General features: G+C 71.8%; 10 protein-coding genes. 4 read left to right on the top strand and 6 right to left on the bottom strand.

What is annotated here, in order from left to right; genetic code table 11:
• Positions 1-78: 78 nt before the first annotated feature.
• The 5 genes from AB0L89_RS00555 to AB0L89_RS00575 all read right to left on the bottom strand — a co-directional run bounded on the left by AB0L89_RS00555 (position 79) and on the right by AB0L89_RS00575 (position 7,080).
• Complete coding sequence (locus AB0L89_RS00555) at positions 79-1,122, bottom strand: ABC transporter substrate-binding protein (RefSeq protein WP_365131987.1); 1,044 nt, start codon at positions 1,120-1,122, stop codon at positions 79-81.
• Between the two features lie 186 nt (positions 1,123-1,308).
• Positions 1,309-2,466: an acyl-CoA dehydrogenase family protein gene (locus AB0L89_RS00560; protein WP_365131990.1), complete on the bottom strand. Its 1,158-nt coding sequence runs from the start codon at positions 2,464-2,466 to the stop codon at positions 1,309-1,311.
• A gap of 6 nt (positions 2,467-2,472) precedes the next feature.
• Positions 2,473-3,447 carry a hydroxymethylglutaryl-CoA lyase gene (locus AB0L89_RS00565; RefSeq protein ID WP_365131993.1) on the bottom strand — a complete coding sequence of 325 codons (975 nt, stop codon included), beginning with the start codon at positions 3,445-3,447 and terminating at the stop codon, positions 2,473-2,475.
• A complete protein-coding gene (locus tag AB0L89_RS00570; RefSeq protein ID WP_365131996.1) occupies positions 3,444-5,411 on the bottom strand; it encodes an acetyl/propionyl/methylcrotonyl-CoA carboxylase subunit alpha in 1,968 nt (655 codons plus the stop codon). The genes AB0L89_RS00565 and AB0L89_RS00570 overlap by 4 nt, the downstream gene beginning before the upstream one ends.
• 52 nt (positions 5,412-5,463) lie before the next feature.
• Positions 5,464-7,080 (bottom strand): carboxyl transferase domain-containing protein, encoded by a 1,617-nt coding sequence (locus AB0L89_RS00575; RefSeq protein ID WP_365131999.1) that lies wholly within the window; start codon positions 7,078-7,080, stop codon positions 5,464-5,466.
• Positions 7,081-7,222: 142 nt separating this feature from the next.
• Here AB0L89_RS00575 and AB0L89_RS00580 point away from each other — a divergent pair, with 142 nt between their 5' ends.
• The 4 genes from AB0L89_RS00580 (at position 7,223) to AB0L89_RS00595 (ending at position 11,014) form a co-directional block, all read left to right on the top strand.
• Positions 7,223-7,816, top strand: a complete 594-nt coding sequence (locus tag AB0L89_RS00580) for a TetR/AcrR family transcriptional regulator (RefSeq protein ID WP_365132002.1) — start codon at positions 7,223-7,225, stop codon at positions 7,814-7,816.
• Positions 7,817-7,942: 126 nt separating this feature from the next.
• Positions 7,943-9,100, top strand: a complete 1,158-nt coding sequence (locus AB0L89_RS00585) for an acyl-CoA dehydrogenase family protein (RefSeq protein ID WP_365132005.1) — start codon at positions 7,943-7,945, stop codon at positions 9,098-9,100.
• Between the two features lie 24 nt (positions 9,101-9,124).
• Positions 9,125-9,985 (top strand): acyl-CoA thioesterase II, encoded by an 861-nt coding sequence (gene tesB, locus AB0L89_RS00590; RefSeq protein WP_365132008.1) that lies wholly within the window; start codon positions 9,125-9,127, stop codon positions 9,983-9,985.
• 57 nt (positions 9,986-10,042) lie between these two features.
• Positions 10,043-11,014 (top strand): cation diffusion facilitator family transporter, encoded by a 972-nt coding sequence (locus AB0L89_RS00595; RefSeq protein WP_365132011.1) that lies wholly within the window; start codon positions 10,043-10,045, stop codon positions 11,012-11,014.
• Here AB0L89_RS00595 and AB0L89_RS00600 read toward each other — a convergent pair.
• On the bottom strand, positions 10,975-11,763 hold the full coding sequence (locus AB0L89_RS00600; RefSeq protein WP_365132014.1) for a phosphatase: 789 nt from the start codon (positions 11,761-11,763) through the stop codon (positions 10,975-10,977). The two genes, AB0L89_RS00595 and AB0L89_RS00600, sit on opposite strands and share 40 nt — an antisense overlap.
• Positions 11,764-12,054 lie beyond the last annotated feature (291 nt).

Genomic DNA, 12,054 nt, shown 5'->3' on the forward strand with positions numbered 1-12,054 from the left:
TCTGTCGTGGGGTGGGGGGAACGGAACAGCCCCCTCCGCGGTGCGGAGAGGGCTGTGGTGCCGAGGGGTGCGGTGAGGTCAGGCGACCTTCTTCGCCTTCTCGATCGCGTCGGCCAGGTCCTCCAGGACCGGCGCGCACTTGGCGTACGAGAAGATCGGCTCGGCGACGCGCGGGATGACCTGTCCGGCCTTGACCGCGGGCAGCTTCTTCCAGGTCGGCTTGTCGAGGTCGGCCGGCTGGATCGCCGAGGTGCGGTTGTCCATCATGATGAGGTCCGCGTCGTACTTGTCGACGTTCTCCCAGCTGAGGTTCTCGAACCAGCCGCCGGACTCCTTCTTGGCCGACTCCGGCGGCTCGATGATGTTCACGCCGAGGGCCTTGAAGTACTCCAGGTCCACGGAGAGGTTCGAGCCGGAGACGTAGAACAGCTCCTGGCTCGCGGAGCCGACGAGGACCTTGATGTCCTTGTGCGCCTTGGCGACCTTGCGCAGCCGCTCCGAGGCCTCCTCGAAGCGCTTCTTCGCCTTGACGACCTTGTCGGACTTCATGTCCGCGCCCAGCGACTCGGCGAGCGCCTGGATGCGCTGGAGCGGGTGCGTGAGCTGGCGGTCGTAGACGCTGATGCCGACGCTCGGGGCGAGGCCGAGGATCTTGTCCTTGCTCTCCTCCGGGACGTACCAGAGGGTGCCCTTGTCGTCGAACATCGTGGAGATCAGCACGTCCGGGGCGAGGGCCGCGTACTTCTCGATCTTGAACTGACCCCATTCGTTGCCGATGATCGTCAGCTTGCTGATGTCCATGTCGCCGGCCTGGACGTCGGCCTTGCCGTCCTTGGTCTTCGTCGGGCCGAAGACGCCCTTGCACTCGATGCCGTAGTCGTACAGGGCGGCGGCGACGCCGGTGAACGCGACGATGTTCTTGGGCGTCGCGTCCTTCTTGGCGGTCTCGCCGCGGTCGTCCTTGAAGCTCCAGGGTCCGGTCTTGCCCGTGTCGCCCCCGGTCTTGCCGGCGCCGTCCTTCTTCTCGCTGCCGCAGGCCGCCAGGACGGCGGTGAGGCCGAGGGCGCCGCCGGCGGCGAGGATGCCGCGGCGGGACGGCGTGGTCAGACGGGACTGGGACATGTGGGTCTCTGCTTTCGTGACGGTGCGGTGGCGGGGCCACTGGCCGGAATTAGAGCTTAGGTTAGCCTAAGCTCCTCTGGATTCCAGTGGCCCCGGACGTCACATGGGTCACGATGCGGCGTATGCGCCCCGGCTCCGGCCGCGGTGTGCGCGCACCGGCTCCGGCCGCGCCGCGGGGCGCGTGCCTCAGCTCGCCGCGAAGCCCAGCTCCCGGGCGATCAGCATGCGCTGCACCTCGCTCGTGCCCTCGCCGATCTCCAGGATCTTGGAGTCCCGCCACATCCTGGCCACGGGGTACTCGTTCATGAAGCCGTATCCGCCGTGGATCTGGGTGGCCTCGCGGGCGTTGTCCACGGCGACCGTCGAGGAGTAGAGCTTGGCGATCGCCGCCTGCTTCTTGAACGGCTCGCCCGCGACCATGCGCGAGGCCGCGTCGTACCAGCCGACGCGCGCCATGTGCGCCCGCATCTCCATGTCGGCGATCTTGAACTGTATGGCCTGGTTCGCGCCGATCGGGCGGCCGAACGCGTGCCGCTCGTGCGCGTACTTCACGGACTCGTCCACACAGCCCTGCGCGAGCCCGGTGGCCAGCGCGGAGATCGCGATCCGGCCCTCGTCGAGGATGCGCAGGAACTGGGCGTACCCCCGGCCTTCCTGGCCCAGCAGGTTCGCCGCGGGGACGCGGACGTCGGAGAAGGACAGCTCACGGGTGTCCGAGGCGTTCCACCCCACCTTCGAGTACGGCGCCGCGACCGTGAAGCCCGGCGTCCCCGACGGCACGATGATCGAGGAGATCAGCGGGCGGCCGTCGTCCTTGCGGCCGGTGACGGCGGTGACCGTGACCAGGCCCGTGATGTCCGTACCGGAGTTGGTGATGAAGCACTTGGAGCCGTTGATCACCCAGTCGTCGCCGTCGCGCACCGCCGTCGTGCGCGTGCCGCCCGCGTCCGAACCGCCGTCCGGCTCGGTCAGGCCGAAGGCGCCGAGGGCCTCGCCCGCGCACAGCTTCGGCAGCCACTCGCGCTTCTGCTCGTCGGTGCCGAAGAGGTGGATCGGCATCGCGCCGAGCGAGACGCCCGCCTCCAGGGTGATCGCCACGGACGAGTCGACGCGGGCGAGCTCCTCCAGGGCGATGCCGAGCGCGAAGTAGTCACCGCCCATGCCGCCGTACTCCTCGGGGAAGGGCAGGCCGAACAGGCCCATGCGGCCCATCTCGCGGACGATCTCGTAGGGGAACTCGTGGCGCTCGTAGAAGTCGCCGATCTTCGGGGCGACGACGTCGTGCGCGAACGCCTCGACCGTGCGGCGCAGTTCCTCGTGCTCGGGGCTCAGACGGTGGTCCATCGATCTTCACTGCTCCTGGTGGGAGTCGGCCTGCTCTTCGTGGGAGTCGGCCGTGAGGGCACGGACGGTGCGGGACGGGCTGGGTCGGCCCAACTGCTGGGCCATCCACGCGCTGGTGGCGGCGAGGCGGCCGAGGTCGACCCCGGTGTCGATGCCGAGGCCGTGCAGCATCCACACGAGGTCTTCGGTGGCGAGGTTTCCGGTGGCGCTCTTCGCGTACGGGCAGCCGCCGAGGCCGCCCGCCGAGGCGTCCACCGTCGTCACGCCGTGCTGGAGGGCGGCGAGGGTGTTGGCGAGCGCCTGGCCGTACGTGTCGTGGAAGTGGACGCCGACGCGGTCGGTCGGCACGCCCTCCTCGTTCAGCGCGGCGAGCAGCGCCTGGACATGGCCCGGAGTGGCCACGCCGATGGTGTCGCCGAGGCTCAGCTCGTCGCAGCCCATGTCGAGCAGGGCGCGGCAGACGCGGACGACCTGGGCGACGGGCACCGGGCCCTCCCAGGGGTCGCCGAAGCACATCGAGAGATAGCCGCGGACGTGCAGCCGCTGCTCCCGCGCGCGGGAGACCACCGGGGCGAACATCGCGAGGGCCTCGTCCACCGTGCGGTTGAGGTTGGCCCTGGCGAAGGACTCGGTGGCGCTGGCGAAGACCGCGACGCGGTGCGCGCCGAGCGCGAGGGCGCGGTCCAGCCCCCGGTCGTTCGGCACGAGGACCGGCAGGTGGATGCCCTGGAGGTCGCCGAGGAGCGGGAACAGCTGCTCGGCGTCGGCCAGTTGGGGCACCCACTTGGGGTGCACGAAGCTGGTCGCCTCGACGGTGGTCAGGCCCGCGTCGGCCAGGCGGTGGACGAACTCCGCCTTGATCTCGGTGGGCACGACCTGCTTCTCGTTCTGCAGGCCGTCGCGGGCGCCGACCTCGTGGATGCGGACGCGGGGCGGCAGTGCCTGGGCGGGGACGGCCATGGGGAGTCCGGCGGCGGTCATGACGCCTCCTTGGAGTCGGCCTCGTCGGCCCCGGGCGTCTCGTCGGGCTCGACCACGGCGAGCACCTGGTCCATGGCGACGGTGGAGCCCGGGGTGACGTCGAGCTCGGTGACGGTGCCGGCGTGCGGGGCGGAGATGACGTGCTCCATCTTCATCGCCTCGACCACGAGCAGGCTCTGGCCCGCGCTCACGCGGTCGCCGGGGGAGACCTTCACGACGGTGACGGTGCCGGGCATGGGGGCGGTGAGCGCGTCCGCCCCGGCGTGCGCGGCGCCGGTCAGGGAGGCCGCCACCGGGTCGTGGTCCTGGACGTGCCAGGCGTCGCCCTCGCGGCCGAGCCAGTCGCCGGCGCGGTGGAAGGTGTGCAGCACGCCGTCGACGCTCACCGAGACGCGGTCGGGGCCCACGGCCCGTACACCGCCGCGCAGCTGGTGGGCGACGGGGTCGTGGCCCGCCGGGCGGAGCCAGTGCGTGACGGGCGCCGGGGTGCCCCCGAGCCGCCAGCCGCTCGGTACGGAGAAGGGGTCGCGCCAGCCGTCGCCCGAAGGCCGCAGCGCGGCGTCGCGGACCGCGGCCGCCGCCTCGTACACCTCGTCGGGCACGCCGTCCGGGACGAGGGCGTCCGCCTCGCGCTCCACCAGGCCGGTGTCCAGCTCGCCCGCCACCACCGCCGGGTGGGCAAGCAGCCTGCGCAGGAAGCCCGCGTTCGTCGGCACGCCCAGCGTGACCGTCTCCGCGAGGGCGGCGCGCAGCTTGCGCAGGGCGGTGGCGCGGTCGGGGCCGTACGCGATGACCTTCGACAGCATGGGGTCGTAGAGACTGCCGACCTCCGTGCCCTCGCTCAGGCCGGAGTCGGTGCGCACGCCGTCGCCCTGCGGCTCGCGCAGGGCGAGCACCGTGCCGCCCGAGGGCAGGAACCCGCGCGCGGGGTCCTCGGCACAGATCCGGGCCTCCACCGCGTGTCCGGTGAGGGTGATGTCGTCCTGCGCGAACGGCAGCGGCTCGCCCGCGGCGACCCGCAGCTGCCACTCCACCAGGTCGAGCCCGGTGACCAGCTCCGTGACCGGGTGCTCCACCTGGAGGCGGGTGTTCATCTCCATGAAGTAGTACGACGAGGGGTCGCTGCCCGGCACGATGAACTCCACCGTGCCCGCGCCCGCGTACCCGCAGGAGCGGGCCGCCTGGACTGCGGCCTCGCCCATCGCCGCGCGCGTGGCCTCGTCGAGGAGGACGCTGGGCGCCTCCTCGATGATCTTCTGGTGGCGGCGCTGGAGGGAGCACTCGCGCTCGCCGAGGTGGATGACGTTGCCATGGCCGTCCGCGAGGACCTGGATCTCGATGTGCCGGGGGCGGTCGATCCACCGCTCCACGAGCAGGGTGTCGTCGCCGAAGGAGGCGCGGGCCTCGCGCCGGGCCGCCGCGATCTCGTCGGCGAGCAGGGCCTCGTCCCGCACCAGGCGCATGCCCTTGCCGCCGCCGCCCGCGCTCGGCTTGAGCAGCACCGGGGTGCCGATCTCGCGTGCCGCGTCGGCCAGTTGGGCGTCGCTCAGGCCGCTGCCGGAGGAGCCGGGGACGACCGGGACGCCGGCCGCCTTCACCGTCTCCTTGGCACGGATCTTGTCGCCCATGAGGGCGATGGCCTCGGCGGGCGGGCCGATGAAGACGAGCCCGGCGTCGGCGCACGCCTGCGCGAAGTCGGCGTTCTCCGCGAGGAAGCCGTAGCCCGGGTGGACCGCCTGGGCGCCGGTCGCGGCGGCGGCCGCCAGGAGGCTCTCCACGGACAGATAGCTCTCGGTGGCCGGCGGCGGGCCGATGCGCACCGCCGTGTCGGCCTCGCGCACGTGCCGGGCGTCCGCGTCCGCGTCGCTGAAGACGGCGACCGAGCGCACGCCGAGCGCGCGCAGCGTACGGATGACGCGGACCGCGATCTCGCCCCGGTTGGCGACGAGCACCGTGTCGAACATGGTCCCTCTCCCCGGGGTGGTTCCTTGCTGGAAGTCGCTCATCGTCCGCCCCTCACATCCGGAAGACGCCGTAGCCGGGCTCGCCCAGCGGGGCGCCCGCGCACGCGGTCAGGGCCAGGCCGAGGACCTGCCGGGTCTCCAGCGGGTCGATCACGCCGTCGTCCCAGAGCCGGGCCGTGGCGTAGTAGGCGTTGCCCTGTTCGTCGTACTGCGCGCGGATGGGGTCCTTGAAGGACTCCTCGTCCTCGGCGGCCCACTCCTCGCCGCGCGCCTCCAACTGGTCGCGCTTGACCGTGGCGAGGACGGACGCGGCCTGCTCGCCGCCCATCACGGAGATCTTGGCGTTCGGCCACATCCACAGGAAGCGGGGGCTGTAGGCCCGGCCGCACATCGAGTAGTTGCCCGCGCCGTACGAACCGCCGACGACGACCGTCAGCTTCGGCACGCGGGCGCAGGCCACGGCCGTCACCATCTTCGCGCCGTGCTTGGCGATGCCGCCCGCCTCGTAGTCCCTGCCGACCATGAAGCCGGAGATGTTCTGGAGGAAGACCAGGGGGATGCCGCGCTGGTCGCACAGCTCGATGAAGTGGGCGCCCTTCTGGGCGGATTCGGCGAACAGGATGCCGTTGTTCGCGACGATCCCGACCGGGTGGCCGTGGATGTGGGCGAAGCCGGTGACCAGCGTCGTGCCGAACTCCGCCTTGAACTCGGCGAAGCGGGAGCCGTCGACCACGCGCGCGATGACCTCGCGGACGTCGTAGGGGGTGCGGGAGTCCGTCGGCACCGCGCCGTACAGACCCAGGGGGTCGACCTTCGGCTCCTCCACCGGGCGCACGGCCCAGGGCAGCGCGCCGCGCTCGGGGAGCGTCGAGACGATCGTGCGCACGATGCGCAGGGCGTGGGCGTCGTCCTCGGCGAGGTGGTCGGTCACTCCGGAGACGCGCGAGTGGACCTCGCCGCCGCCCAGCTCCTCGGCGGTGACGACCTCGCCGGTCGCGGCCTTCACCAGGGGCGGGCCGCCGAGGAAGATCGTGCCCTGATTGCGCACGATCACCGCCTCGTCGCTCATCGCGGGGACGTACGCCCCGCCGGCGGTGCAGGAGCCGAGGACGGCGGCGATCTGCGGGATGCCCGCGCCGGACATCCGGGCCTGGTTGTAGAAGATCCGCCCGAAGTGCTCGCGGTCGGGAAAGACGTCGTCCTGCATGGGCAGGAAGGCGCCGCCCGAGTCGACCAGGTAGAGGCACGGGAGGCGGTTCTCCAGGGCCACCTCCTGGGCGCGCAGGTGCTTCTTCACCGTCATCGGGTAGTACGTGCCGCCCTTGACGGTGGCGTCGTTGGCGACGATCACGCACTCGCGGCCCGAGACCCGGCCGATGCCCGCGATGACGCCGGCCGCCGGGGCGTCCCCGCCGTAGAGCCCGTGGGCCGCGAGGGGGGCCAGCTCCAGGAAGGGCGAGCCGGGGTCGAGGAGGGTGTCCACGCGGTCCCGGGGCAGCAGCTTGCCGCGCGCCACGTGGCGGGCCCGCGCCCGCTCGCCGCCGCCGAGCCTGGCCGCCGCGAGCTTGGCCCGCAACTCCTCGGCGAGGGCGGTGTGCGCCGCCTCGTTCGCCCGCCATGCCTCGGACGCGGGATCTGCCGCGCTCGCGAGGACTGGTGCCTGCTGCATCCGTCGAGCCCCCTTGCTCGGTCCACTCGATCGTGCGCGGTCCGCCCGATCAAGCCGTCGTAGGGATGAAGATGGGTTAATGACCGTTAACGCGTTTCCTTCAGGTTAACGAGCGCTAACCGGCCTGTCTAGAATCAATTCCATGGCCACGAGAACCGACGCCCCCACCCGCCGTGAGCAGATCCTCAAGGAGGCCGCCCGGCTCTTCGCCGAGCGGGGCTTCCACGGGGTCGGCGTGGACGAGATAGGGGCCGCCGTCGGCATCAGCGGTCCGGGGCTCTACCGCCACTTCGCGGGCAAGGACGCGATGCTCGCCGAGTTGCTCGTCGGCATCAGCGGCCAGCTCCTGACGGGCGGCAAGCGGTGCGTGGCCGACGCGGACGGCCCGCCGGAGCGGGTCCTGGACGCGCTCATCGAGGGGCACATCGACTTCGCCCTCGACGACCGCTCCCTGATCACCCTGCACGACCGTGAGCTGGACCGCCTGCGGGACAGCGACCGCAAGCTGGTCCGCCAGCTCCAGCGGCAGTACGTGGAGATCTGGGTCGACGTCGTGCGCAAGGTCTACCCGGACCTCGCCGAGAACGCCGCGCGGGTGTCCGTGCACGCGGTCTTCGGGCTGCTGAACTCCACGCCGCACCTGAGCCGCCGCGACGCGCTGCCCAGTCGGGCCGGCATGGCCGGGCTGCTGCACCGCCTGGCGCGCGGGGCGTTCGCCTCGGCCGTGGGGGAGTGACCGGGGCGCCCTGGAGGGGCCTGCCGGGCTCCGGCGAGTGACGCGCATCTCTGGACGCTCTGGTGACTCCCGGGTAACCTGCTGACTGAGCAAGCGCTTAGTCGTCGTGGGCAGAGGGAGTTCTCCGTGCGCCGTACCGTTTTCAATGAGGACCACGAGGCGTTCCGGGAGACCCTGCGCGCCTTCATCGAGGCCGAGGTCGTCCCCCACTACGACGAGTGGTTCCAGCAGGGCATCGTGCCGCGCGAGTTCTACTACAAGCTCGCCGAGCTCGGCCTCTTCGGCATCAACGTCCCCGAGGAGTTCGGCGGCGCCGGCCTGGACACGCACAAGTTCGAGGCCATCCAGTACGAGGAGACCGCCCGCGCGGGCGTCACCTTCGGCGGCTCCGGCGTGCACGTGCTGCTCGCCCTGCCCTACATCAAGGCGCTCGCCACCGACGAGCAGAAGAAGCGCTACCTGGAGAAGTTCGTCTCCGCCGAGGAGATGTGGGCCCTCGCGATGACCGAGCCGGGCACCGGCTCCGACCTCGCGGGCATGAAGAGCACGGCCAAGCTCTCCGAGGACGGCACCCACTACGTCCTCAACGGCTCCAAGACCTTCATCACCGGCGGTGTGCACGCCGACCGCGTGATCGTCTGCGCCCGCACCTCCGCGCCGACCGCCGAGGACCGCCGCTTCGGCATCTCCCTCTTCGCCGTCGACACCAAGTCCGAGGGCTACTCCATCGGCCGCAAGCTCGACAAGCTGGGCCTGAAGACGTCCGACACCGCCGAGCTGGCGTTCGTCGACGTCAAGGTGCCCGTCGAGGACCTCCTCGGCGAGGAGAACAAGGGCTTCTACTACCTCGGCAGCAACCTCCCCTCCGAGCGCTGGGGCATCGCCTACGGCGCGTACGCGCAGGCCAAGGCCGCCGTCCGGTTCGCCAAGGAGTACGTCCAGGACCGCACGGTCTTCGGCAAGACGGTCGCCTCCTTCCAGAACACCAAGTTCGAGCTGGCCGCCTGCCAGGCCGAGGTGGACGCCGCCGAGGCCGTCGCCGACCGTGCCCTGGAGGCCCTGGACGCGGGCGAGCTGACCGCCGCCGAGGCCGCCTCCGCGAAGCTGTTCAACACCGAGGTCGCCCACCGCGTCATCGACAAGTGCCTCCAGCTGCACGGCGGCTACGGCTTCATGAACGAGTACCCCATCGCCCGCCTGTACGCGGACAACCGCGTCAACCGCATCTACGGCGGCACCAGCGAGGTCATGAAGATGATCATCGCCAAGGACATGGGCCTGTAAAGACCGGCGTGTAGAACTTCCCCCATGAACCAGGCACTTGAAGCCCTCCTCGATCTGCTCGACCTGGAGCAGATCGAGGAGGATATCTTCCGGGGCGTGAGCCGTTCGGCGCTCGTGCCCCGCGTCTTCGGAGGCCAGGTCGCCGCGCAGGCCCTGGTCGCCGCCGGACGCACCGTCCCCGAGGACAGGCCCGCCCACTCCTTGCACGCGTACTTCCTGCGTCCCGGGGACCCCGGCGCGCCCATCGTGTATACGGTCGACCGGATACGCGACGGCCGCTCCTTCACCACGCGCCGCGTCGTCGCCGTCCAGCACGGGCAGCCGATCTTCCACCTCTCCGCGTCCTTCCAGACGTACGAGGAGGGCCTGGAGCACCAGTCCGGCATGCCGGACGCGCCCGACCCGGAGACACTGCCCACCGCCGCCGAGATGCTGCCCCGCCATCTGCCCGCGCACGTCGCCGAGCGGCTGGTCGAGGCCCGCGCCGCCGTCGACCTGCGCTACGCCGACGTACCGCCGTGGGGCACCGTCGGACAGCCGCGCGAGCCGCGCTCCCAGGTGTGGTTCCGCGCCAACGGCAAGCTCGCGGACGACCCCCTGCTGCACGTCTGCCTCGCCACGTACGTCTCGGACATGACCCTCCTGGACTCGGTGCTGCTCGCGCACGGCCGGGGCGGCTGGGCCGTCGGCGACGTCGTCGGCGCCTCCCTGGACCACGCGATGTGGTTCCACCGGCCCTTCCGCGCCGACGAATGGCTGCTCTACGACCAGGAGTCGCCGTCGGCCTCCGGCGGGCGCGGCCTCGGCCAGGCGCGGATCTGGACGCAGGACGGGCGGCTCGCGGTCACCGTCATCCAGGAAGGCGTGGTGCGCGTCCCGAGGTGAGCCCGGGGCGTGCCCCGGGGTTCGCGCTCCCCGCGGATCGGACATACCGTCCGATACATGAGTGAGCAAGCGTCAGAGGCGGGCGGCGAGAGCACCTTCACCGTCATCGTCGCCGCCGTCGCCAACCTCGGGATCGCGCTGGCCAAGGCCGTCGCCGGCGTCATCAGCGGATCCAGTGCCATGCTCTCCGAAGCCGCGCACTCCGTGGCCGACACCGTCACGGAGCTGATGCTCCTCGTCTCCCTCCGGGCCGGTGACAAGCCCGCCGACGAGGAGCACCCGCTCGGCTACGGAGGCGCCCGCTACATCTGGGCGCTGCTCGCCTCGGTCGCCACCTTCGTCGGCGGCGGCGTCTTCGCCGTGTACGACGGCATCCACACCCTCACCCACGGCGAGGAGCCGGGCGACCCGCTCGTCTCGTACGTCGTGCTCGGCGTCGCCTTCCTCCTGGAGGGCTACTCGCTGCGCACCGGCCTGCGGCAGGCGCGCGGCGAGGCGGACCGCTTCGGGGTGCACCTCAAGCGCTATCTGCGCCACACCCCCGACACCGCCGTGAAGGCCGTCGTCATGGAGGACTCCGCGGCGCTGGTGGGCCTGCTGCTGGCCGCGGGCGGGCTGCTCGGCGGGCAGCTCACCGGGTCCGGTGTCTGGGACGGCGTCGCCTCGCTCTGCATCGGCGTGCTGCTCGTGTACGTCGCCTGGGTCCTCGGCCACGCCAACTCCGAGCTGCTCATCGGGCGTCCGCTGCCGCCGGAGATGCGGGCCGGGGTGCGGGCCGAACTCCTCGCCGACCCGCACGTCGTGGACGTCCTGGAGCTGACCACGCTGCTCCAGGGCCCCAAGGAGGCCCTGGTCGCCGCGAAGGTCGACTTCCGGGACATGTCCACGGCCGCCGACATCGAGCGCGCCTGCGACCGCATGGCGCACCGCCTCCAGGAGCGCTTCCCGGCGGTCAGGCGGGTCTACCTCGACCCGACGCCGGGGCCCGCTCAGGAGTCCCCGGAGAGCCCCGCGGAGTCCAGCAGGTAGGCCGTCATCGGGTCGTAGTGGCGCGGGCTCGTGACATGGTCGTCGAGCGGCACCGTCACCTGGACGGTGCCCTCGGCCTCGCCGATGAACAGGGCCGGGTCGTTGCAGTCCGCGTACCCGAGGGAGTCCACGCCGCGCTGGCCCGCGCGGCCCGCCCAGCCGTGGTCGGCGACGACCAGGTCGGGCAGCGGGCGGCCCTCGCGCTCCAGGCCGTCCAGGATCGCGTTCATCGGCTCGGGGGAGTGGGTGTGCCACAGCGTCGCGCCGCGCTCCAGCATCGCCACGTCCGCGAACTGGAAGACCATGCCCTCGTCGGCGGTCAGGCCCTCGGGGATCACGACGATCTCGCAGCCCGCCGCGCGCAGGGCGGCGGCCGTCGCGCGGTGCACGTCGAGGAGGCCTCCGGGGTGGCCGGTCGCGAAAAGGACCCTCTCCTTGCCGGCGGCGGCCTTGCGCAGGCGGGCCGCCATCCGCTCCAGGGCGTCGACCGTCAGCTCCGGGTCGATGGTGTCCTGGCCCTGCCGGTGCTGCGGGTCGTCGATCACGCCGCAGCGCTCGGCCATCACCGCGAGGACGTCCTGCTCGTCCGTCCAGCGGTCGCCGAGCTCCAGGCCGAGCCAGTAGTGACGGTCGCCGTTCGCGAGCTTCCTGTAGTGGCTGAGGTTGTTCTCGCGGGGTGTGGCGACGTCGCCCGCGATGCGAGTGCGTACGAGGTGGTCGACGAGCGCGGCACGGCTGGGTATCGGCATGCACCCCATTGTGCCGTCGCTCGGGCCGCGGGGCCGGGGCGTCCCACAGCCTGGGCCTGTGACGTGTACCGCTGTGCTGCGCTGGCTTGGGCGGGTGGGGTGCGCTTTTGGCTGCGGGCTCGTGTGGGCTTGGCGCGCAGTTCCTCGCGCCCCTGATGGGGCCGCGTCCGTGTCGTCGCACGGTCTGGGTCCGCTGCCGCTGCGTTTGCGGTGCGCTGGCTTGGGCGGGTGGGGTGCGCTGTTGGCTGCGGGCTCGTCCTGGCTTGGCGCGCAGTTCCCCGCGGCCCTTAC

Origin of the sequence: Streptomyces sp. NPDC052114 (genome assembly GCF_040680155.1) — a bacterium.
GTDB lineage: Bacteria > Actinomycetota > Actinomycetes > Streptomycetales > Streptomycetaceae > Streptomyces.

What these genes read in the sequence shown, in the direction of transcription:
- AB0L89_RS00555 (WP_365131987.1), bottom strand. Translation starts at nt 1,122, where the DNA reads ATGTCCCAGTCCCGTCTGACCACGCCGTCCCGCCGCGGCATCCTCGCC.
- AB0L89_RS00560 (WP_365131990.1), bottom strand. Translation starts at nt 2,466, where the DNA reads ATGGACCACCGTCTGAGCCCCGAGCACGAGGAACTGCGCCGCACGGTC.
- AB0L89_RS00565 (WP_365131993.1), bottom strand. Translation starts at nt 3,447, where the DNA reads ATGACCGCCGCCGGACTCCCCATGGCCGTCCCCGCCCAGGCACTGCCG.
- AB0L89_RS00570 (WP_365131996.1), bottom strand. Translation starts at nt 5,411, where the DNA reads ATGTTCGACACGGTGCTCGTCGCCAACCGGGGCGAGATCGCGGTCCGC.
- AB0L89_RS00575 (WP_365131999.1), bottom strand. Translation starts at nt 7,080, where the DNA reads ATGCAGCAGGCACCAGTCCTCGCGAGCGCGGCAGATCCCGCGTCCGAG.
- AB0L89_RS00580 (WP_365132002.1), top strand. Translation starts at nt 7,223, where the DNA reads ATGGCCACGAGAACCGACGCCCCCACCCGCCGTGAGCAGATCCTCAAG.
- tesB (WP_365132008.1), top strand. Translation starts at nt 9,125, where the DNA reads ATGAACCAGGCACTTGAAGCCCTCCTCGATCTGCTCGACCTGGAGCAG.
- AB0L89_RS00595 (WP_365132011.1), top strand. Translation starts at nt 10,043, where the DNA reads ATGAGTGAGCAAGCGTCAGAGGCGGGCGGCGAGAGCACCTTCACCGTC.
- AB0L89_RS00600 (WP_365132014.1), bottom strand. Translation starts at nt 11,763, where the DNA reads ATGCCGATACCCAGCCGTGCCGCGCTCGTCGACCACCTCGTACGCACT.